The 21,582-nt window shown below is 71.3% G+C and carries 19 protein-coding genes; 14 read left to right on the top strand and 5 right to left on the bottom strand.

Annotation, left to right across the window (positions count from 1 at the left end; genetic code table 11):
* Nucleotides 1-47: 47 nt before the first annotated feature.
* The 6 genes from ABD327_RS07660 to ABD327_RS07635 all read left to right on the top strand — a co-directional run bounded on the left by ABD327_RS07660 (nucleotide 48) and on the right by ABD327_RS07635 (nucleotide 8,079).
* Nucleotides 48-1,142: a VldE C-terminal domain-containing protein gene (locus ABD327_RS07660; protein WP_344449503.1), complete on the top strand. Its 1,095-nt coding sequence runs from the start codon at nucleotides 48-50 to the stop codon at nucleotides 1,140-1,142.
* Nucleotides 1,143-1,402: 260 nt separating this feature from the next.
* On the top strand, nucleotides 1,403-2,626 hold the full coding sequence (locus ABD327_RS07655) for a winged helix-turn-helix domain-containing protein (RefSeq protein ID WP_344449502.1): 1,224 nt from the start codon (nucleotides 1,403-1,405) through the stop codon (nucleotides 2,624-2,626).
* Nucleotides 2,627-2,771: 145 nt separating this feature from the next.
* Nucleotides 2,772-4,421, top strand: coding sequence for an AMP-binding protein (locus tag ABD327_RS07650; RefSeq protein WP_344449501.1), 1,650 nt, complete (start codon nucleotides 2,772-2,774; stop codon nucleotides 4,419-4,421).
* 134 nt (nucleotides 4,422-4,555) lie between these two features.
* A complete protein-coding gene (locus ABD327_RS07645) occupies nucleotides 4,556-5,341 on the top strand; it encodes an SDR family oxidoreductase (protein WP_344449500.1) in 786 nt (261 codons plus the stop codon).
* 60 nt (nucleotides 5,342-5,401) lie between these two features.
* Nucleotides 5,402-5,920 carry a hypothetical protein gene (locus tag ABD327_RS07640; RefSeq protein WP_344449499.1) on the top strand — a complete coding sequence of 173 codons (519 nt, stop codon included), beginning with the start codon at nucleotides 5,402-5,404 and terminating at the stop codon, nucleotides 5,918-5,920.
* A complete protein-coding gene (locus ABD327_RS07635; protein ID WP_344449498.1) occupies nucleotides 5,917-8,079 on the top strand; it encodes a bifunctional polysaccharide deacetylase/glycosyltransferase family 2 protein in 2,163 nt (720 codons plus the stop codon). The genes ABD327_RS07640 and ABD327_RS07635 overlap by 4 nt, the downstream gene beginning before the upstream one ends.
* Before the next feature lie 33 nt (nucleotides 8,080-8,112).
* Here ABD327_RS07635 and ABD327_RS07630 read toward each other — a convergent pair whose 3' ends face one another.
* The 3 genes from ABD327_RS07630 to hisN form a co-directional block, all read right to left on the bottom strand.
* Nucleotides 8,113-8,880 (bottom strand): VOC family protein, encoded by a 768-nt coding sequence (locus ABD327_RS07630; protein ID WP_344449497.1) that lies wholly within the window; start codon nucleotides 8,878-8,880, stop codon nucleotides 8,113-8,115.
* Nucleotides 8,881-8,951: 71 nt separating this feature from the next.
* On the bottom strand, nucleotides 8,952-9,143 hold the full coding sequence (locus ABD327_RS07625) for a hypothetical protein (protein WP_344449496.1): 192 nt from the start codon (nucleotides 9,141-9,143) through the stop codon (nucleotides 8,952-8,954).
* A gap of 73 nt (nucleotides 9,144-9,216) precedes the next feature.
* Nucleotides 9,217-10,002 (bottom strand): histidinol-phosphatase, encoded by a 786-nt coding sequence (hisN, locus tag ABD327_RS07620; protein WP_344449495.1) that lies wholly within the window; start codon nucleotides 10,000-10,002, stop codon nucleotides 9,217-9,219.
* Between the two features lie 162 nt (nucleotides 10,003-10,164).
* Between hisN and ABD327_RS07615 the strand changes: the two genes are divergently transcribed.
* The 3 genes from ABD327_RS07615 (at nucleotide 10,165) to ABD327_RS07605 (ending at nucleotide 12,705) form a co-directional block, all read left to right on the top strand.
* Nucleotides 10,165-10,977 (top strand): hypothetical protein, encoded by an 813-nt coding sequence (locus ABD327_RS07615; protein ID WP_344449494.1) that lies wholly within the window; start codon nucleotides 10,165-10,167, stop codon nucleotides 10,975-10,977.
* Between the two features lie 64 nt (nucleotides 10,978-11,041).
* On the top strand, nucleotides 11,042-11,827 hold the full coding sequence (locus ABD327_RS07610; RefSeq protein WP_344449493.1) for an MHYT domain-containing protein: 786 nt from the start codon (nucleotides 11,042-11,044) through the stop codon (nucleotides 11,825-11,827).
* Nucleotides 11,828-11,907: 80 nt separating this feature from the next.
* A complete protein-coding gene (locus ABD327_RS07605) occupies nucleotides 11,908-12,705 on the top strand; it encodes an MHYT domain-containing protein (RefSeq protein WP_344449492.1) in 798 nt (265 codons plus the stop codon).
* Here ABD327_RS07605 and rsgA read toward each other — a convergent pair.
* Together rsgA and aroA are read right to left on the bottom strand one after the other, a co-directional pair.
* Entirely contained in the window at nucleotides 12,674-13,633 is a 960-nt protein-coding gene (gene rsgA / locus ABD327_RS07600; RefSeq protein ID WP_344449491.1) for a ribosome small subunit-dependent GTPase A, read from the bottom strand. The genes ABD327_RS07605 and rsgA overlap by 32 nt on opposite strands.
* 43 nt (nucleotides 13,634-13,676) lie before the next feature.
* The gene (gene aroA / locus ABD327_RS07595; RefSeq protein ID WP_344449490.1) at nucleotides 13,677-14,939 is read right to left on the bottom strand and encodes a 3-phosphoshikimate 1-carboxyvinyltransferase; all 1,263 of its coding nucleotides are present in this window, start codon (nucleotides 14,937-14,939) and stop codon (nucleotides 13,677-13,679) included.
* Nucleotides 14,940-15,080: 141 nt separating this feature from the next.
* On the opposite strand from aroA, the gene ABD327_RS07590 reads away from it, so the two are divergent.
* From ABD327_RS07590 to ABD327_RS07570, 5 genes are read left to right on the top strand one after another with little or no spacing between them, the layout of a single operon-like run.
* Nucleotides 15,081-16,478, top strand: coding sequence for a cytochrome ubiquinol oxidase subunit I (locus tag ABD327_RS07590; RefSeq protein ID WP_344449489.1), 1,398 nt, complete (start codon nucleotides 15,081-15,083; stop codon nucleotides 16,476-16,478).
* An 11-nt stretch (nucleotides 16,479-16,489) separates the two neighbouring features.
* A complete protein-coding gene (gene cydB / locus ABD327_RS07585) occupies nucleotides 16,490-17,491 on the top strand; it encodes a cytochrome d ubiquinol oxidase subunit II (protein ID WP_344449488.1) in 1,002 nt (333 codons plus the stop codon).
* Nucleotides 17,488-19,095, top strand: a complete 1,608-nt coding sequence (gene cydD, locus ABD327_RS07580; RefSeq protein WP_344449487.1) for a thiol reductant ABC exporter subunit CydD — start codon at nucleotides 17,488-17,490, stop codon at nucleotides 19,093-19,095. The genes cydB and cydD overlap by 4 nt, the downstream gene beginning before the upstream one ends.
* 14 nt (nucleotides 19,096-19,109) lie before the next feature.
* Nucleotides 19,110-20,759 carry a thiol reductant ABC exporter subunit CydC gene (gene cydC, locus ABD327_RS07575; RefSeq protein WP_344449486.1) on the top strand — a complete coding sequence of 550 codons (1,650 nt, stop codon included), beginning with the start codon at nucleotides 19,110-19,112 and terminating at the stop codon, nucleotides 20,757-20,759.
* Nucleotides 20,760-20,768: 9 nt separating this feature from the next.
* Nucleotides 20,769-21,509 (top strand): SOS response-associated peptidase, encoded by a 741-nt coding sequence (locus tag ABD327_RS07570; protein WP_344449485.1) that lies wholly within the window; start codon nucleotides 20,769-20,771, stop codon nucleotides 21,507-21,509.
* Nucleotides 21,510-21,582 lie beyond the last annotated feature (73 nt).

Raw genomic sequence — 21,582 nt, 5'->3', positions numbered from 1 at the left:
CGGCGCCGTGTAAGTTGACTGTCCGATACAGAAGGGGGAGAAGCCGGATGCGGGTCTGGGTTCCGGGTGCCATCGGCGTCGCGGCGTTGCTGACCCTTTCCGTGGACCTCGCCGTGATAGCCGCGCACCACGACCAGAACGCCGGCCTCGACGGACTCCAGGTCTCCCACGAGGTGGCGCACACGCCGGGCCAGGCGACCGAGACCATCAGCGTCGCGCCGCTGCGCCGACGCCACACCCCCCACCTGCTGGCGGCCGCGCCGAGCACGCTGCCCGCCGAGGTGGTGGAGAAGGTCCGCAAGCTCAAGGGCGTCAAGGTCGTCGAGGTCGTGGACGGGGCCCGGACCCGGGTCGCCGGCAAGCAGGTGGGCCTGCTGGGCGTCGACCCGTCGACGTTCCGCAACCTCGCCCCCAAGCAGACGGCCAAGCTGGACGAGCTGTGGCGCAACGTCGCGGGCGGGGACGCGGTCATCTCCTTCCAGGGCGCGAAGCTGGGCACCGTCGTCAACGCGGGGGCGACCGGCCGCAAGGCGAGCGTCCGGATCGGCGCGATCGCCCCGATCGGGGTGCCGGGCGTGGAGGCGGTCGTCTCCCGGGAGCAGTCGCAGCGGCTCGGCCTGGCCAGCGGCAACACGCTCGTGATGAGCGCGCCGAAGACGGACCTGCAGAAGCTGCGCGGCAGGTTGAAGAAGCTGCTGCCCAAGCAGGCCAGGGTCACGGTGCTGCCGCAGGGGACCTCCGGTTCGGTGCAGGTGGCCGGTACCGCGAAGTCCCCGCTCAGCGGGACGGCGGGCTGCTCGGTGCACATGCAGGCGGTCCGCAACGAGGTGGACGCTCTGATCGGCCCGTTCCTGGCGATCGGCTGCGCCCGCCCGGGAGACCCCCAGGACCACGGCACCGGCAACGCCTCGGACTTCATGCTGAGCTCGGGCGGCCGGATGCCGTCGGGGGACTGGATGGCCGTGGGCGACCGCACCTCGGCCTATCTGATCGCCAACTACGGCCGGCTGGGGATCAAGTACATCATCTGGCGCCAGCACATCTGGAACGAGAGCGTCTGCAGGTGCTGGCGGCTGATGGAGAACCGGGGCAGCATCACCCAGAACCACTTCGACCACGTGCACGTCTCGGTGGGCCGTTAGCTCCGGCGGAGACGGGGAAGGGGCGGAACATGACAGTGCCGCCGATTCCCGAGAGGCCGACCCCTCCGCCTCCGCCCAGTCCCATGCCCGATCCGGTGCCCGAACCCGATCCGGTTCCGCCCGCGCCGCAGCCGTCGCCGCCGCCGCTGCCCGAACCCCAGCCGGTGCCGCCCGAACCGGGCCCGGGTCCGTCCCCGGAGCCCGAGCCACGGCCGGTATGAGCCCCGGATTCCGTCGGAGGCGGCCTCTAGGCTTCCGGCATGAGTCCGAGCTCCGAGACCAGCGGTCGTGCCGTCCCCCAGCCGAGAGTCCCGCGGGCGGCGGCGCCGCCGCCCGAGCTGAGCCTGTCGGCCGACGAGGCCCGGCGGATCGCGCTGCGCGCCCAGGGGTTCCTCGGCGCCCCCGACCGCCGGGCGGGGGTGCGCGGGGTGCTGCGCGCGCTGGGCGCGGTGCAGCTGGACACGATCTCGGTGCTGGCCCGCTCGCACGAGCTGATCCCCTACGCCCGGCTGGGCGCGGTGGGCAGGGCGGCGGTGGAGGAGGCCTACTGGGGCCGCGGGACCTCCTTCGAGTACTGGTCGCACGCCGCGTGCGTCCTGCCGATCGAGGAGTGGCCGCTGTTCGCCTTCCGGCGCCGGGAGTACGCGCGGCGCGGACACCGCTGGCACCGGATGGAGGACAAGGAGCGCTCCTGCGCGCTGGTGGCGCGGCGGCTGCTCGAGGAGGGGCCGCTGACGGCGTCGGACCTGGGCGGCAACAGCGTGCCCGGCGGCACCTGGTGGGACTGGTCCGAATCGAAGATCGCGATCGAGTGGCTGCTGGACGTCGGCGACGTCGTCTGCGTCGAGCGGCGGGGCTGGAAGCGGGTCTACGACCTGGCGGAGCGGGCGATCCCCGAGGAGCTGCGGCGGGACGAGCCGGACGACGAGACGTGCCTGACCGCGCTGGTCGCGCAGGCCGGGCGGGCGCTGGGCGTGGCGACCCGGTCCGACCTCGCCGACTACCACCGGCTGCGCGGCGCGCAGGTCGACCGGGTCATGGAGGGCACCGGCCTGGTGCCGGTGCGGGTCGAGGGCTGGGGCCGTCCGGCCTGGGCCGATCCCGCGGCGCTGCAGAGCCCGCCGCGCGGCAGGCACCGCACCACCCTGCTGTCCCCGTTCGACTCGCTGGTGTGGGACAGGCCGCGCACCGAGCGGATCTTCGGTTTCACCCACCGGCTGGAGGCGTACGTGCCCAAGGACAAGAGGGTGCACGGCTACTTCGCGATGCCGCTGCTCGTCGGCGGGCGGCTGGTCGGCCGGGTGGATCCGGCCCGCGAGGGCTCCACGCTGGTGGCGCGCCAGATCTCGCTGGACGGCCCCGGGCACGTCGAGCCCGCGCTGAGGGCGCTGGAGGAGGCGGCCGGGTGGGTGGGATGCGATGCGGTCCGGGTGGAGCGGGTCGTACCCGAGTCGCTCGCGCCGGCGCTGCGTTCCTTGTCATGACCGGACGAAAAGCGATCTGGGCAACTACCTCCCCCGTGAGTAACATCGGCTCGGTCCGGATGGTTACCCTACGGTTCGGTAACCCCGTTGTTGACCATGCGGCCGCGATCGCGCACGCACCCCTTTGGCGTTGGAAGGACCTTCGATGACCTCGTGGCTCCGAGACTGGTTGGACAAGCCGAACCCGGAACGGGGGGTTCATCTGGCCAATGAGGACGGCGGTTGGGACTACCGGAGCTACGACCAGATCGCGTCGTCCGCCAAGAAGGTCTCCGCCGCGCTGGCCGAGGAGGGCGTGGGCACCGGCGACGTCGTCTGCGCCATCATCCCCACCGACCACGCGCTCATCTCCACCTACTTCGGCGTGTGGGCGTCCGGCGGCGTGATCTGCCTGATCACCCCGCCGCTGTTCCAGACCGGCGATGAGTACGTCGACCACGTCGCGGCGATCCTGCGCCAGGCGAAGCCGAAGCTGACGATCGCCAGCACCGACCTGAAGGACCTCACCGCCCAGTGCATGGAACGTGCCGGGCTGGAGGGCGAGCCGTGGGTGCCGCGGGAGGCCGAGACCGAGGCCCCGCTGCAGCCCGCCTCCGACCTCGCGCTGCTGCAGTTCACCTCCGGTTCCAGCGGCGAGCCGCGCGGCGTGCGGGTCACCTGGGAGAACCTCCAGGCCAACAGCGACCTCATCATCCGCTTCACCGGATACACCGACGGCGACGAGGTCAACTCCTGGCTGCCGCTCTACCACGACATGGGCCTGATCGGCGCGTTCCTCACCCCGCTCGTCCGGCAGGCGACCCTGCACCTGATGCGGCCCGACCAGTGGATCCGCGACCCCAAGCGCTGGCTGGAGCGCTTCTCGGTGGCCCAGCACGCGGCCTGCCCGCCGTTCGCCTTCTCCTACATGGCGCGGCGGCTCAAGCGCGAGCAGGTCGAGGGCCTGGACCTCTCCCGCTGGCGCAGCGTGATCGTGGGCGCGGAGCCGATCGATCCGGCCGGCCTGGAGGCGTTCGCCCAGCTGCTGGAGGGCACCGGCTTCGAGCGCACGGTCTTCCGCCCCGCCTACGGCATGGCCGAGACGACGCTGTGCGCGACGATGTTCGACGGGAGCACCTCTCCGCTGGCCATCCGGGTCGAGACGGACTCGCTGAACTTCGGGGAGAAGGTGCGCATCGCCGAGGAGCGGCTGGTCGGCCCCGAGTCGCTGAACGACACGTCCGGCTGGATGGTCGGCTGCGGCGCGCCCGACCCCGAGCTTCCCGTCCGCATCTGCGACGAGGACGGCAAGGAGGTGCCGGAGGGCCACCTCGGCGAGGTCGTGGCCGGGGGCGCGTCCGCCTGCGACGGCTACTACGCCGGGGCCGAGGGCAAGTCCACCCGCTTCATCGACGGCGAGGTCTGGACGGGCGACGCCGGCTTCCTCTACAAGGGCCAGCTGTTCGTGCTGGGCCGGATGGGCGACAGCCTCAAGGTCCGCGGCCGCTCGGTCTACGTCGAGGACCTGGAGACCAAGCTCTCGGAGGTGACCGGGCTGCACAAGGGCCGGCTCACCGTGGTGGCGGTGCCGGGGGTCGGCAGCCGGGGCGTCGCCCTGTTCGTCGAGGCGGACGAGGGCGAGTGGACGGCCGAGGCCCGGCGCTTCCTGGCCCGCCGCCTGGACGACGCCGAGCTGACGATCGTGACCGGCCCGCGCGGCCTGATCGAGCGCACGTCCTCGGGCAAGCCGCGCCGCCGCTACATGTACGAGCGCCTGCAGGCCGGGACCCTGGAGAACGTGCAGGTGCTCGCCTGAGCGGGATCCTCACGGCGACCGGGTGGGAGACCACCCGGTCATTTTTTCGGAGCGGCTTCCCGGCCGCCTTGACCGGGGGCTGCTGTAAGTATTGACTTACGCTCGGTCCGTCCCGTGACACTGGAGCGTGTGAAGTGAAAGTCGCCATCACAGGAGCAGCCCGCGGTATCGGTCTCGCCACCGCCAGGGCGCTGAAGGCCAAGGGGGCCACCGTCGTCATCGGCGACATCGACGAGGAGGCCGTCAAGAAGGCCGCCGCCGAACTCGGTGTGCGGGGCGTGAAGCTGGACGTGACGGACCGGGAGTCGTTCACGAACTTCCTGGCCGAGGCGGGCGACTACGACGTCCTCATCAACAACGCCGGCATCATGCCCATCGGGCCGGTTCTGGGGGAGACGGACGACGACGCCCGCCGCTGCTTCGACATCAACGTGCACGGAGTGATGCTCGGGACCAAGCTCGCGCTGGAGAAGTTCGTTCCGGCGGGCAGGGGCCACGTCGTCAACATCGCCTCGCTGGCCGGCGTGCTGCCGACCCCGGGCCTGGCGCTCTACAACGGGAGCAAGGCCGCCGTCGTCATCTTCTCCGAGGCGACCCGGCAGGAGGTGAAGAAGCACGGCGTCCACGTCAGCGTCGTCATGCCGTCCTTCACCAACACCGAGCTGATCGCGGGCACCCGCAGCCCGAAGGGGCAGAAGAACTGCGAGCCCGAGGACATCGCCGCCGCGGTCGTCTCGGTCATCGCGAGACCCCGTCCGCAGACCACGGTCCCGGCCAAGTTCGCGGCGCAGATCGCACTGATGGGACTGATCCCGCAGAAGGTGAAAGACCTGGTCAGCCACCGTCTGGGGCTCGACACGATCTTCCTCGAGTTCGACCATGGCGCACGTAAGTCCTACGATGAGCGCATCCGTTCGTGAAGTATCACGTTTCGGCGGCTCACGTCGCATTTGCGACGTGACCAGCCTAAACTCTCCCGCGTGACTGATGAGCAGCCGGTTTTTGTAGACGGCACCGGCAAACGCCGCAAGCTCTTCCAGGTCGCGGGGGTTATCGCGGGGGTCTTCATCGCCGGATATGCAATCGCGCTCGGGGTGAGTCTGGGGACGGGGGCTTCGGTGCCGCTCACCACCTGGGTGGTGCCGGAGAAGAACACGCACATGGCGGAGGAGAAAGCGAAACTCCGCCGTAAAAGCGTGGCGCCCACCGCCGTTCCGCAACCCTCTGTTCCCGTTTACGTCCCCCCGACGGCCACTCCTTCCGTTACTGTCACCCCAACGGAGACCCCGAGAGGGACGCCGACGAAGACGCCACCGGTCACGGCGCGACCGACCGTCATCACCAAGAGCCCCAAGCCCACCAAGACCGCCACCCCGACCCCCACGCCGACGTCGCCCAGCGCCACCCCCACGGCGACGGCCAAGCCGTCCGACGCAACCGACCCGGGCAACCAGCCCACTGAGCCGCCCGGCCAGGAGAAGAAGACCGTCGAGGAATGAAAAAACGCGACCCCCGCGCGCACTGGTTCCTGCTCGCTTTCGGGTGTTTCCTGCTCGCCTGCATCCTGCTGATGAACGGCTATGTCAACGGGGCGGTGGGCGAGGTGCCCCGCAAGCCGGTGGACGAGTCCGGTCAGGCGCCGCCCGAGGTGACCCAGGGCGGGCCGGTGGTCAGCGCCAAGGACGGCGAACTCCGCTCCGTCCGGATGCCGCGCAAGACCGTCGCCCTGACCTTCGACGACGGTCCGGACCCGCGGTGGACCCCGCAGATACTGGACGTGCTGAAGAAGCACGACGCCAGGGGCAGCTTCTTCATGGTCGGGGGAAACGTCGCCAAGCACCCGGAACTGGTGCAGCGGGTCCTGGCCGAGGGGCATGAGGTCGGCAACCACAGCTACACCCACGCGGACCTGGCCGACGCGCCCGACTGGCGGATCCGGCTGGAACTGAGCCTCACCCAGCGGGCGCTGTCCGGCGCCGCCGGCGTCAAGACCCGGCTGATGCGCCTGCCCTACTCCGGCAGCCCCCTGGGCACGACGGGAGCGCAGTGGAAGGCCGCGCAGGTCGTGGGCGAGGCCGGCTACCTGGTGGTCTTCACCGACGGCGACACCAAGGACTGGCAGCACCCCGGCGTCGAGGCGATGGTCCAGTCGGCCGTCGACTCCACCAAGGGCGGCCGGGGCGCGATCATCATGCTGCACGACGCGGGAGGCGACCGCGCCGAGGTCGTCAAGGCGGTCGACCAGATCATCGCCACGCTCAAGCCGAGGGGCTACGAGTTCACCACGCTCGCCGAGGCGCTGAAGCTGCCCAAGTCCGAGGTGGCCGCCACCGACGGCGAGCAGATGATCGGCCAGACGCTGGTGTTCACCCAGAGCCTCGCGCAGTGGCTCGTCACGGCGATGTGGGTGCTGTTCGGGATCGCCGGCGCGGCGGCCGTCCTGCGGCTGCTGGTCCTGCTGGTCTTCGCGCACCTGCACGTGCGCAAGGTCAAGGAGCGCAATCTCGACCGAAGACCGATCAGCCCCTTCCTGACGGTGATCGTCCCCGCCTACAACGAGGAGGTGGGGATCGAGGCCACCCTCCGCTCGCTCCAGGACAACGACTATCCGGGCGAGCTGGAGATCATCGTGGTGGACGACGGCTCCACCGACCGCACGGCGGAGATCGTCCGGGCCATGGAGGGGAACGGGCTCCGGCTGCTCGGCAAGAAGAACGGCGGGAAGCCGTCCGCGCTCAACGCCGGCATCGACGCCGCCCGCGGCGAGATCATCATCATGATGGACGGCGACACCGTCTTCCAGCGGGACACCCTGCGCAAGCTCGTCCAGCCCTTCGCCGACCCGAAGGTCGGCGCGATCAGCGGCAACGCCAAGGTCGCCAACCGCAAGGGGCTGTGGGGGCGCTGGCAGCACATCGAGTACGTGATCGGGTTCAACCTCGACCGGCGCATGTTCGACCTGCTGCAGTGCATGCCCACCATCCCCGGCGCGATCGGCGCGTTCCGCAAGGAGGTCCTGGACGCCGTCGGCGGGCTCAGCGAGGACACCCTCGCCGAGGACACCGACCTCACGATGGCGATCAGCCGGTCCGGCTGGCAGGTCGTCTACGAGGAGACGGCGATCGCCTGGACCGAGGCCCCGTCCGGGCTCCACCAGCTGTGGAAGCAGCGCTACCGCTGGTGCTACGGCACCATCCAGGCGATGTGGAAGCACCGCTCGTCCCTGCGGGAGCCGTTCGGCCGCCGCTGCCTGAGCTATCTGACGGTCTTCCAGGTGCTCCTGCCGCTGATCGCGCCCGCGGTCGACGTCTACACCCTCTACGGCGTGCTCTTCGGTGACCCGGTCAAGTCGCTGGTCATCTGGCTGGTGGTCGTCCTGCTCCAGGCTGGGGCCGCGGCCTACGCCCTGCGCCTGGACCGTGAGAAGGTGCAGCCCCTGTGGGCGCTGCCGCTGCAGCAGTTCGTCTACCGGCAGCTGATGTACCTGGTCGTCATCCAGTCGCTGGTCACCGTGGTCACGGGCAACCGCCTGGACTGGCAGACCATCCGCCGCACCGGCACCTTCTCCGACCCGAACTCGGCGGTCGGCAGGCACATGGCCTCCGAGAACAGGAAAGAGCAGAAGGCGGAAGAGGACAAGACGGCCACGCACGCGTAGCCGTCCGGTGCCTCCGGGGTCCGGGACGCGGGCTCAGTGGTGCTCCTGCACCCCGGAGATCATCGCGAACTGGGCGTGCCAGGGGTCGTGGAACATCGCGAGGCGGCCGGCCGGGCTGTCGATGAACGGGCTCGTCTGGCCGCCGCCCAGCTCCTTGGCCTTGGCGGCGGACTCCTCGACGTCCTCGACCGCGAAGTAGACGACCCAGCCGGGCGGGACCTCGGCGGGAACGTCGACGGGCATGGGGAGCATGCCCGCGACGGCCTTGTCCTCGAGCTGCCAGCGGGTGTAGTAGGCGTCGCCTCCGGCGTTCCAGCCGAACACCGCGGGGTAGAACTCCTGCGCGGCGGCGGGGTCGCGGGTGTTGAGCTCGCTCCAGGCGAAGGCGCCCGGCTCGTTGACCACCTCGCAGCCCTGGTGCTGTTCGGGCTGCCACAGCAGGAGGAAGGCGTTCTCCCTGTCCCGCAGCCCGGCCATGGTGCCGGCGTGCGTGACCCTGGTCGGCGGGAAGGCGGTCCGCCCGCCGGCCGCGCCGGCCTTCTGCAGGGTCTCGGCGAGGTCGGAGACGGCGACGTAGCTGTGCCACCCCGCGGGCAGGTCCTCGTGGAACAGCGGACCGATGCCGGCGACCTTCTTGCCGCGCAGATGGAACATCCCGTACCCGTGGGCTTCGGGCTCGGCGTCGAAACCGGCCCGCCAGCCGAACAGCGCGCCGTAGAACCCGGTGGCGCCCTGGGTGTCCGGGGTGGACAGGTCGACCCAGCAGGGCACGCCCGGCGCGTAACTTCCTCGTTCGGACATGCCTCCATCATCACCGGGGGCCGCCCCGGCGAATCGGGGCTTGTGTCAAGCTTTACCGGTTTTGAGCAAGCTCAGGGCCCCAGCCGCTTCCGGCCCTGGGCCCGGACCCGGCGCCGCTGGGACGGGTCGAGCATGAGGTAGGCGGCGACCGGCACCGCGATCAGCCCGAGGATGATCAGGGTGGCGAGGAAGTTCGGCAGGATCCACCAGAGGAACAGGGCGGCCGCCCCGCCGACGAGAACGACCTTGGTGCGCGGGGACATGAGTCCACCTTTCCTTGACGCTGTCCTGAAAACGGACACGCCCCCGCCGGGGTTCCCCCTCCCGGAGCGTGGATCAGGGCGCCAGCATGCGCAGGACCTCGTCGTGGAGGAGCCCGTTGGTGCACACGACGCTGCCGCCGTCGGGGGTGGCCTCTCCGGACAGCGAGGTGAACCGCCCCCCGGCCTCCTCGACGATCACCTGCAGGGCCGCCAGGTCCCACAGGCTGACCTCGGGTTCGGCGGAGATGTCCACCAGTCCCTCGGCGACCATCATGTGCGACCAGAAGTCGCCGAACGCCCGGGTGCGCCAGCAGGCCCGGGTGAGGTCGAGGAAGCGGTCGAGGGAGTCCCGCTCCTCCCAGCCGCTGAGGCTGGAGTAGGAGAAGGAGGCGTCGGCCATGCCGGAGACCTGCGAGACCTGGAGGCGCTGGGCGCTGGCCAGGCTGCGCCCGGTCCAGGCGCCTCCGCCGCGCGCGGCCCACCAGCGCTTGCCCAGGGCGGGCGCGGAGACCAGGCCCACCACGACCCGGTCCTCCTCCATCAGCGCGATCAGGGTGGCCCAGGCGGGCACGCCGCGGACGAAGTTCTTGGTGGCGTCGATCGGGTCGATCACCCAGCAGCGCTGACTGAAACCGCTCTTGCCGTACTCCTCGCCGATCACCGCGTCCCGGGGTCTCGCCCGCTTCAGGGTGCCCCGGATCTGGTCCTCCACGGCCCGGTCGGCGTCGCTCACCGGGGTGAGGTCTGGTTTGGTCTCGACCCTCAGGTCCAGAGCGCGGAAGCGCCGGGTGGTCAGGTCGTCGGCCGCGTCCGCCAGGACGTGGGCGAGACGGAGATCATCAGAGTATCCATCGGCCACGACGTGGAAATCTACTGTATCCGGCCGGTCCCGTCGCGGGGCGGCCTGCTGTTTCCCGCCGGGACGGGAGATACCCCAGGGGCCGTGACGGAACCGCAACCTGCCGGTCGGCGAATCGGCGGGGAGGCCCCGCGGGGGAGGCCGAGGTGGGAGCATGACGGGATGCCTTATGTGTTGCCGGACTGGGTGGCGGAGCTGACCGACCCACGCAGGGCCGAGACGATGGAGGAGCTGGCGGACAGGCTCGTCCCGCTGGCGGAGCAGGCCATCGACGTGTCCAAGCGGCTTCAGGAGCAGCTCGCCCTGATGAACGCGCCCTTCGAGACCGAGGCGCTGCACGGCCTGATCGAGGTCCTGCACACCCGGACGGCCCAGGCTTTCACCGAGGTCGACGCGGAGATCGAGGGCAACGTCAGGGAGCGGCTGGAGCGCATCCTCGAGCACGCGGGAGGCAGGCCCCGGCTGCGCGAGCTGCTGGCCGCGGAGCTGCTCCCGGTGCTGGAGAAGCAGCAGCGCCTGACCCTCGAGCACATCGGCGCGCGGACGGCGGGGGCGGTGCAGAGCGCGGCCCGGACCCTGCTGGACCGCACCGGCGAGCTGTCCGAGGCCGCCACCGAGATGGTGCACCAGGTGCTGCCCGCCGCGCAGGAGGGGCTGACCCTGGCCGGGCGCGTCTCCCAGCTGGCCGGGAGGGTGCGCAAGGCGGGGCGCGGGCCGATCCCCGAGGCGCTGGCGCTGGAGGCGGCGGAGCTGGCCGGCGACTGCGAGGAGGCGCTGGCCCGGCTGGAGCTGGAGTGGTCGGTGATCGGCGCGCGCTCCTCGACGGTGCGGGCCGCGCTGCGCGGGGTGGAGGAGAGCGCGTTCAGCGAGGTGACGCAGGCGATCGCGGAGTGCGTGGCGGAGCTCGCTCCCGAGCACATCAGGGTGCTGAACGAGACCGAGGACCGGGCCCTCGAGTTGATCGCAGAGAGATAACGCCCTCTTCCCGAAAAAGCGGGCAATGCGGAAGTATGTGAGCGCTTCCGACAAAAGGATCCTCATGCCCGCCGAGTTCGAGGTCCATCACTTCACCTACGGCCCGCTCACCCCGCTGCTCGCCTACGGGATCTCGGTGGCGGGCTCCCTGCTGGGACTCCAGTGCACCGCCCGGGCACGGGCGGTGTCCGGCCTGCGGGAGCGGTGCTGGTGGCTGGCCGGAGGGTCGGTCGCCCTCGGCGGCACCGCGATCTGGGTCATGCACTTCGTCGGGATGCTCGGCTTCAGCGTCTCCGGCGCCGACCTCGCCTACGAGGTGCCGCTCACCCTCTTCAGCGCCCTGGTCGCGGTGGTGTTCGTCGGGGCCGGTCTGTTCCTCGTCGGGTTCGGGCTGCCCGCGACGGCCGGCGGGCTGCTGGCCGGAGGCGGGGTGGCGACCATGCACTACACCGGGATGGCCGCGATGAACCTGAACGCGGAGACCTCCTACGACCCCGGGCTGTTCCTGCTGTCCATCCTCATCGCCGTCGTCGCCGCGACCGCCGCCCTGTTCTTCGCCACCCGGACCGGGGGCTGGATCTCGGCCGCCGGCGCCTCCCTGGTGATGGGCGCGGCGGTCAGCGGCATGCACTACACCGGGATGTTCGCGCTCGACGTGCACTCGGTCTCCGACGGACCGGTGGAGGGCGCCGACCCGACGCAACTGCTGGTGCCCCTGACCGCGACGGTCAGTCTGGTGACGGCGATCCTGTGCGTTATCGTCGGCGGCTCGGCCAGCACCCGCGAACGCCGGAAGGAAGCCGAGTTCATGGAGGGTTTGGAGCGCGACATGGGGATGTCCGACCACTGAGAGGTGGCGGCACCTGCACTATCTTCCGAAAAATCGGTCGATACGGGATTATAGCAGTGTTTCCGACTAAAAGGATCATCATGCCCCCCGAGTTCGAGGTCCACCACTTCACCTACGGTCCCCTCACCCCTCTGCTCGCCTACGGCCTGTCCGTGGTGGGCTCACTGCTGGGGCTGCACTTCACCGCCCAGGCGCGGGCGACCGCGGACCGGGGGGAACGGATCTGGTGGCTGGTCGGCGGATCGGTCGCCCTCGGCGGCACCGCGATCTGGGTCATGCACTTCGTCGGGATGCTCGGCTTCAGCGTCTCCGGCGCCGACCTCGCCTACGAGGTGCCGCTCACCCTCTTCAGCGTGCTGCTGTCGATCGGGTTCGTCGGGGCGGGGCTGTTCCTCGTCGGGTTCGGGCTGCCCGTGACGGTCGGCGGGCCCGTGGCCGGGATCGGCGTGGTCGCCATGCACTACACCGGCATGGCCGCGATGAACCTGGGGGCCGAGACCTCCTACGACCTGACGATCGTCGCGCTGTCCGTGGTGATCGCCGTCGTCGCCGCGACCGCCGCCCTGTTCTTCGCCGTCAAGGTCAAGGGCCGGCTCTCCACGCTGGGAGCCGCCCTGGTGATGGGCGTGGCGGTCAGCGGCATGCACTACACCGGGATGTTCGCGCTCGACGTGCACTCGCTCTCCGACGGACAGGTGGAGGGCTCCGACCCGGTCCAACTGCTGGTACCGCTGACCGGAGCCGTCAGTGTGGTGACGGCGATCCTGTGCGGGTTCGTCGGCGGTTCGGGCGGCTCGGCCGACAGGGCCGGATCCGCGAAGGACGCCGGACGCGAGCCGATCCCGCCTACTGATCAGCCGTTTCATCGCGATTGGTGAGGAGCTTGCGGAAGGACTCCAGCCGCTGGGGCGAGGAGTGCCCGTCCGCGACCCAGGCGTCCAGCGCGCACCGCTCGTCCAGGTGGGAGCACTGGGGCGGGCAGGCGGTGGAGCCCTCCGCCAGGTCGGGGAAGCCGAAGATCAGCTCCTCCGGCGGGATGTGGGCCAGCCCGAAGCTGCGCACCCCCGGGGTGTCGATGATCCAGCCGCCGTCGGGAAGCTCCAGGGCCAGGGCGGAGGAGGAGGTGTGCCTGCCCCGGCCGGTGACCGCGTTGACGTGGCCGACGGCCCGGTCGGCCCGCGGGACCAGCTCGTTGACCAGGGTGGACTTGCCGACCCCGGAGTGGCCGACCAGGACGCTCATCCTGTCCTCCAGCAGCCCGCGCAGCGCGGCGGGATCCTCGCCGCGCCGGGTGACCACGTGGGGGACGCCGAGCGGGCCGTAGATCTCCAGCAGCCCGGCGGGGTCGGCCAGGTCGGCCTTGGTGAGGCAGAGCAGCGCGTCCATGCCCGCGTCCCGGGCGGCGACCAGGCAGCGGTCGATCATCCCGGTCCGGGGCTCGGGGTCGGCCAGCGCGGTGACGATCACCAGCTGCTCGGCGTTGGCGACGATGACCCGCTCGACGTCGTCGGTGTCGTCGGCCGTGCGGCGCAGGACGGACGTGCGGGGCTCCACCCTGACCACCCGGGCCAGCGCGTCGGGCTCCCCGGACACGTCTCCGACCAGGCCGACGGTGTCTCCCACGACCACGCCCTTGCGGCCCAGCTCGCGGGCCCGCATGGCGGTGACCGCCACCTGCCTGCGCCGGCTCTGCCGCACCAGGCAGCGGTAGCGGCCGCGGTCCACGGCGACCACCAGTCCGGTGATCGCGTCGTCGTGGGCGGGCCGCTGGCGGGTGCGCGGGCGGGAACCACGCCCGGGCCGCACCCGGACGTCGTCCTCATCGAGGTGTTTCCAGTGGCGTGCTATCTCACTGCTCCAGCATGTTCGTCCAGAGGTCGAGGAACTCCGGGAGGGTCTTGCCCACCGTGGCCGGATTCTCCACCTCGATGCCCGGGACGGCCAGCCCGAGGGTGGCCGCGGCCATCACCATCCGGTGGTCGTCATAGGTGTGGAAGACGCCGCCGTGCAGCGGCCTCGGGCGGATCTCCAGCCCGTCGGGCAGCTCCTCGGCGTCGCCGCCCAGGCGGGTGATCTCGGTGACGAGCGCGGCGAGCCGGTCGGTCTCGTGGCCGCGGATGTGGGCGATGCCGGTGAACCGGGACGGGCCGTCGGCCAGGGCCGCCACCATGGCCAGCACCTGGGCCAGCTCGGGGGCGTCGGACAGGTCGGCGTCGATGCCGTGGACGCGCCCGGTGCCGCGCACGGTCAGGTCGCGGCCGTCGTAGGAGACCTCGCCGCCCATCCGGGGGAGCAGCTCCCGCAGCCTGTCGCCGGGCTGGGCGGTGGCCGCCGGCCAGTTCCGCACCGTCACCGACCCGCCGGCGACCACGGCGGCGGCCAGGAACTGGGCGGCGTTCGACAGGTCCGGCTCGATCACGTACTCGCCGCCGCGCAGGGGGCCCGGGGCGACCCGCCAGACGTCCGGCTCGGTCTCGACCGTCGCGCCCGCCTCGCGCAGCATCCGCACCGTCATCTCCAGGTGCGGCGCGGACGGCACCGGGGGGCCCTCGTGCCTGAGCTCGATGCCCTTGGCGTAGCGGGGCGCGCTCAGCAGGAGACCGGAGACCAGCTGGGAGGAGCCGGACGCGTCGATCGTCACGCGGCCGCCCTCGACCGCGCCGGTGCCGCTCAGCGTGAAGGGCAGCAGCCCGCGCCCGGAGTCCTCGACGGACACGCCGAGGGCGCGCAGCGCCTCCAGCAGCGGCCCCATCGGCCGGACGCGGGCCTGCGGGTCGCCGTCGAAGGACACGGGGCCGCGGGCCAGGGCGGCCAGCGGCGGTACGAAGCGCATGACGTTGCCCGACAGGCCGCAGTCGACCGAGGCGGGCGCGGTGGGCGGAGCGGGAGTGACCCGCCAGTCGACGCCGTCGTCCCGGACCCCGATGCCCAGCGCGCGCAGCGCGGCGGCCATGAGGAGGGTGTCGCGGCTGCGCAGCGCGCCCCGCAGCACGCTCGGCTCCTCGGCCTGCGCGGCGAGGATCAGCGCGCGGTTGGTCATCGACTTGGAGCCGGGCAGGTCCACGACGGCCTTGAGCGGCCTCGGCGCCCGAGGGGCGTTCCACGTCGTCATGGGACCAGCCTATCGGGCGGGCCGCGGGGCCTCTCCCGGAGATGTGAGAGCCGTTACAGGGGGCGGTGCGGGGGTCTCAGAACCCGGGGTTACCTTCAAGCCGAAGCTGATCGGGCGAGTCTGTCCCCCTGAGGAGGTGGCGTGGACGAGCTGCTGCTCGCACGCCTGCAGTTCGGCGTGACGACGGTTTACCATTTCTTGTTCGTGCCGGTCACGATCGGCCTTTCCCTGCTGGTGGCGGTGCTGCAGACGGCCTGGCACCGCACGGGGAAGGAGCGCTACAAGAAGGCCGCGAAGTTCTGGGGAAAGCTCTTCACCATCAACTTCGCCCTCGGCCTCGTCACGGGAATCGTGCAGGAGTTCCAGTTCGGCATGAACTGGAGCGACTACTCCCGCTTCGTGGGCGACATCTTCGGCGCCCCGCTGGCGATCGAGGCGCTCCTCGCCTTCTTCCTGGAGTCCACCTTCCTGGGACTGTGGATCTTCGGCTGGGACCGCATCCCCAAGCGGCTGCACCTCATGAGCATCTGGCTGGTGGCGATCGGCACCACGCTGTCGGCCTACTTCATCCTGGCGGCCAACTCCTGGATGCAGAACCCGGTCGGCTACACCTACAACCCCGAGACCGGCCGCGCCGAGCTGGAGAGCTTCACCGCGGTCCTCACCAACCCCGTCCTGCAGTGGACCGTCCCGCACACGATCTTCGGCTGCTGGGTCACCGGCGGGCTCCTCATGGTCGCGGTCTCCGCCTGGCACCTGTCCCGCCGCCGCAACAAGGACGTCATGGCCACCTCGCTGCGGCTCGGCCTGGTCACCACCCTCATCGGCGCGGTCGGCTTCTTCGTCTCCGGCGACCTGCTGGGCAAGGTCATGACCGAGACCCAGCCGATGAAGATGGCGGCGGCCGAGGCCCTGTACGAGACCTCCGCGCCGGCCTCGTTCTCCCTGTTCACCATCGGCACCCTGGACGGCCGGGAGCCGGTCTTCTCCCTCGAGGTGCCCTACGCGCTGTCCTTCCTGGGCACCGGCACCCTCGACGGCGAGGTCAAGGGCGTCAACGACCTCCAGGCCGAGTACACCGAGAAGTACGGTCCCGGCGACTACCGGCCCTACATCCCGATCACCTACTGGGGCTTCCGGATCATGGTCGGCGCCGGCATGGCGATGGGCCTGATCGCGGTGCTCGGGCTCTGGCTGACCCGCAGGGGCAGGCTGCCCGACAAGCCGTGGATCTGGAAGATCGCCATCTGGTCGGCGGTGCTGCCCTTCGTCGCGAACTCGGCCGGCTGGATCTTCACCGAGATGGGCCGCCAGCCCTGGCTGGTCTTCGGCCTGCTGAAGACCGAGGCCGGGGTGTCGCCCGAGGTCCCCGGCGGCACCGTGCTGACGTCGCTGCTGGTCTTCACCGTCCTCTACGGGATCCTCGCGGTCGTCGAACTCGGACTGATGCTCAAGTTCGCCAAGAAGGACCCGCCCGAGGAGCCGAAGCCCTCCGATGACGAGTCCGCCGACGAGCCCCAGCTCACCTTCGCCTACTGAGGACGGCTCCGATGCATCTCCACGATCTCTGGTTCGTCGCCATCGCGGTCCTCTGGATCGGCTACTTCTTCCTTGAGGGCTTCGACTTCGGCGTCGGCATCCTGTCCCGTTTCCTCGCCCGGAACGAGACCGAGCGGCGGGTGACGATCAACACCATCGGGCCCGTCTGGGACGGCAACGAGGTGTGGCTGCTCACCGCCGGCGGCGCCACCTTCGCGGCGTTCCCCGAGTGGTACGCCACCCTGTTCAGCGGGTTCTACCTGCCGCTTCTGCTCATCCTGCTGGCCCTGATCCTGCGGGCGGTGGCGTTCGACTACCGCGGCAAGGGCGAGACGGACCGCTGGCGCCGCAACTGGGACCACTGCATCTTCTGGGGCTCCCTCATCCCCGCGTTCCTGTGGGGAGTGGCGTTCGGCAACATCGTCCGGGGCGTGAAACTGGACGAGGGCCACCACTACGTGGGCACGCTCTTCGACCTGCTCAACCCGTACGCGCTGCTCGCCGGGCTCGTGACGCTGTCGCTGTTCACCTTCCACGGCGCGGTGTTCCTGGCCCTGAAGACGACCGGGGAGATCCGGGAGCGCGCCAACAGGCTGTCGATCAGGCTCGGCGCGGTCGCGGCCGTCCTCGCGGTGGCGTTCCTGGCCTGGACCCAGGCCGAACACGGGACGGACTGGACGCTCGTCACGTCCGTCCTGGCCGCGCTCTTCCTCGTCGGCGCGATCGCCCTCTCGTTCAAGGTCCGCGAGGGCTGGGCGTTCGCCCTTTCCGGGCTGACGATCATCGCGGCCGTCGCTACCCTCTTCCTCGGCCTGTACCCGGACGTCATGCCGTCCACGATCTCGCCCGCCAACAGCCTGAACGTGGAGAACGCGGCGGCGACGTCCAAGACCCTGGGCATCATGACCTGGGTGGCGTTGATCTTCCTGCCGCTGATCCTGCTCTACCAGAGCTGGACGTACTGGGTCTTCCGCAAGCGCATCGGCGTCGAGCACATCCCGGCGGCGCTGTGAAGCCGTTCGATCCGCGCCTGGCCGCGTACGCCCGCTCCACGGTCCCGTACCTGGCCACGTGCGTCCTGCTCGGCGCCCTCGGCGCGGCCTGCGTGATCGCCCAGTCCTGGCTGCTGGCCCACGCGATCGCCACGCTGACCGTGCCTCTGGCCCTCCTGGGCGTCTTCGCGCTGCGCGCCCTGCTCTCCTGGGCGCAGGAGATCGCCGCCCACCGCTCCTCGGCGGGAGTGAAGGCCGAACTGCGCGAAGCCGTCCTGAAGTCGGCGATCGACGCCGAGACGCCCGCGCGTTCCGGCTCCCTCGCCGCCCTCGTGACGCGCGGGGTGGACGCGCTGGACCCGTATTTCTCGCGGTACCTGCCGCAGCTCGTGCTCGCCGTGATCGTGCCCGTCTCGGTGCTGGTCGCGCTGTTCCTCACCGATCCGGGCACGGCGGTGATCGTCGCGGTGACGCTGCCGCTGATCCCGGTCTTCGGGGCGCTGATCGGCACCTACACCGAGGCCAGGACGAAGCGCCAGTGGCGGACGCTGGAGGTGCTGGCGGGACATTTCGCCGACGTCGTCTCCGGCCTGACCACGCTCAAGGTCTTCCGCCGCGCCGAATTCCAGGTTCGGGAGATCGAGAGGATCTCCGGCGAGCACCGCAAGGCGACCCTGAAGTCCCTGCGGGTCGCCTTCATGTCCTCTCTCGCCCTGGAGCTCGCCGCGACCCTGTCGGTGGCGGTCGTGGCGGTGTCGGTCGGACTGCGCCTCGTCCACGGCGGGATGGCCTTCGAGGCCGCCCTGTTCGTCCTGATCCTCGCGCCCGAGGCCTACCTGCCGCTCCGCCAGGTCGGCACCCACTTCCACGCCGCGCAGGAGGGCCTGGCGGCGGCCGAGGAGATCTTCTCGTCGCTGGGAGAGGAGCGGCCCGCTCCCACCGCGCCGGCGCCCCGGGGCTCCGGCGCGCCCCGGGTGGAGATCCGCTCGCTGGTCGTCCGGGAGGGGCTGGCCCCGGCGACCCTCACCCTGGAGCCCGGCGGGACCACCGCACTGGTCGGGCCGTCCGGATCGGGCAAGTCCAGCCTGGTCGCGGCCCTGATGGGGTTCACGCGGCCGGTCTCCGGGCGGGTCGACGTGGACGGCACGGAGCTCACGCCCGGGACCGACTGGGAGGCCTGGCGCGAACAGATCGCCTGGATGTCCCAGAACCCCTACCTCTTCCCCGGGACCGTCGCAGAGAACATCGCGATCGCCGTCCCCGGAGCCTCCGGGGAGGCCGTGCGGGCCGCGGCGGAGGCCACCGGCGTCCTCGGCTACACCACCCTGGACACGCCGCTCGGCGAGGAAGGGCACGGCCTGTCCGCCGGACAGGCCCAGCGCATCGCCCTCGCCCGCGTGCACCTGCGCTGCGCGCTCCTGGACGTGCGCCTGGTCCTGCTCGACGAGCCCACCGCCCACCTCGACCCGGCCACCGAACTCGAGATCCGAGAGGCGCTCGGGCCCGTGACCCGGGGCCGCACCACCCTGCTGATCACCCATCGCCGCGCCCTGGCCGCGCACGCCGACACCATCGTGACGTGCCCGGCCGCACGGCGCCTCGCCACCGCGGGAGCCACGCCATGAAGGGGATCGGAGCCGTGAGAGCACCCGGGGCGATGAAGGGGACCGGGGCCCGTCTGGCGCTCGGAGCCCTGCTGGGGGCGGCCACGCTGATCTGCGGGATCGGCCTGATGGCCTCCTCCGGCTGGTTGATCTCCCGCGCCGCCCAGCAGCCGCCCGTGCTGTACCTGATGGTGGCGATCGTCTCGGTGCGGGCGTTCGGCATGGGCCGGGCGGTGCTGCGCTACGCCGAACGCCTCGTCTCCCACGACGCCGCGCTGCGGCTGCTGTCGCGCACCCGCGTGCGGGTGTTCGAGAAGCTCATCGACCTCGCGCCCGGGCGGCTCGGGACGTCCGAGACCCTCGGCCTGGTCGTCTCCGGCGTCGACGGCACCGCCGACCGCTGGCTGCGCGGCCGGCTGCCCATGATCGGCGCCGCCGTGGCCGGACTGGCCGCCGTCGCCCTGCAGTTCTGGCTGCTCCCCTCCGCCGGACTGGTCCTGCTCGCCGGGCTGCTCGTCGGCGGGATCGCCGCCCCGTGGCTGGCGGCGCGGGCGGCGAGGAAGGCCGCCGTCCGCGAGGCGCGCAGCCGCGACGAGATGTCGACGCTGACCGCCCAGACCCTGCGCGGGCTGCCCGAACTGCTCGCCTACGGCGCGGCCCCCGGCAGGCTCGCCCGGATCAGGCGCGCCGACGAGGAGCTGAACCGGGCGGCGGGCCGCTCCGCCTGGTCCCTCGGCCTCGCCACGGCCCTGACCACCCTGGCCTGCTGCGCCGCCGTCTTCGGTTCGCTCGCCCTGGCGGTCCCCGCCGCCCGCGCCGGACGGCTCGACGTCCTGCTGGTCGCCGTCCTCGTCCTCACCCCGCTCGCCGCGTTCGAGGCCGTCACCACGCTGTCGGCAGCGGCCCAGCAGCTGCTGCGCTCCCGCGCCGACGACGAGATGCTCGACCGCGTCCTGGGGGCCGAACCTCCCGTCCAGGAGCCCCGAACACCCCGTGACGCCGACCGCGAGGGCACCGCGATCACCATCCGCGACCTGCGCGTCCGCTGGCCCGACGCCGCCGAGGACGCCCTGACGGGCTTCGGCCTCGACCTCCCGCCAGGCCGCAAGGTCGCCCTCTTCGGGGCCAGCGGCTCGGGCAAGTCCACCCTCGCCGCCGCCCTCCTGCGCTTCGTGGAGTACCGCGGCAGCATCACCCTGGGCGGCGTGGAGCTGCGGGACCTGCCCGCCGCCCGCGTCCGCGAGCTGGTCGGCCTGTGCGCGCAGGACGCCCACGTCTTCGACACCACCGTCACCGAGAACATCCGCCTGGCCCGCCCCGGCGCGTCCGACGACGAGGTCGCCGAGGCCATGCGCCGCTCCGGCCTGACCGACCTGCCCCCGACCCGCCGCGTCGGCGAGCACGGCGCGTCCGTCTCCGGCGGCGAACGCCAGCGCATCGCCCTGGCCCGAGCCCTCCTGGCCGACTTCCCGATCCTCATCCTCGACGAACCCGACGCCCACCTGGACCCCGCCACCGCCGACCGGGTCCTGCGGGACCTCCTCGAAGCCGCCGGCGACCGCACCGTCCTGCTGATCACCCACCGCCCCGGCATCCCGGGAGCCGACCCCGTCCTCGGCCTGGTGGACGAGGTCCTCACCCTGGCCCCACGGGGCGCGCCTGAAACTGTCGGCGCGGCCGCATAGCCTGATCCCATGTGCGGACGCTACGCGACGGCGCGATCACGTCAGGAGCTCCTCGACGCCTTCGACGTCGAGGTCGACGAGACCTGGGGCGAGGACGGCGAGGACCTGCTGAGAGCGGATTACAACGCCGCCCCCACCAAGCTGCTCCCGGCGGTCCTGGAACGGGCGGACCCGGAGGCGGCGGAGGAGACGGTCCCCGTCCGTCGTCTGCGCATGCTCCGCTGGGGCCTCGTCCCGTCCTGGGCCAAGGACCCCTCCATCGGCAACCGCATGATCAACGCCCGTGTGGAGACCGCCGCCGAGAAGCCGTCCTTCCGCCGCGCCTTCGCCAAACGGCGCTGCCTCCTTCCCGCCGACGGCTACTACGAGTGGTACACGAACGAGGAGACGAGGAAGAAGCAGCCCTTCTTCATCACCCCCAAGGACGGCGGCATCCTGTCCCTGGCCGGCCTCTACGAGTTCTGGAAGTCCCCGGACGAGGCCGATGACCGGCTCTGGACGTTCACCATCCTCACCACCCAGGCCGTCGACTCCGTCGGCCACATCCACGACCGCATGCCCATGACCGTCACGGACGAGGACGCCTGGCTGGACCCCGCCACCCGGGACCCGGGCTCCCTCCTGGTCCCCGCGATGTCGGGCGACCTGGAGGTCTTCCCCGTCTCCAAGGCCGTGGGAAACGTCCGCAACAACGGACAGGCGCTCATCGAGCCTCTGAAGGCCGAAGGCGGCGAGGAGACCCTGTTCTGATCCGACCGGTCTCCCCTGCCGGCCGGCCGAGGAACGCCCCGCGCACGCGGAGCCGGTACTCGCCGAGCCGGAC

The sequence above is a fragment of the Actinocorallia aurantiaca genome (assembly GCF_039533685.1).
GTDB lineage: Bacteria > Actinomycetota > Actinomycetes > Streptosporangiales > Streptosporangiaceae > Actinocorallia > Actinocorallia aurantiaca.
The sequence above is the reverse complement of the archived record's forward strand: the minus strand, read 5'-3'. Positions and strand labels throughout refer to the sequence as shown.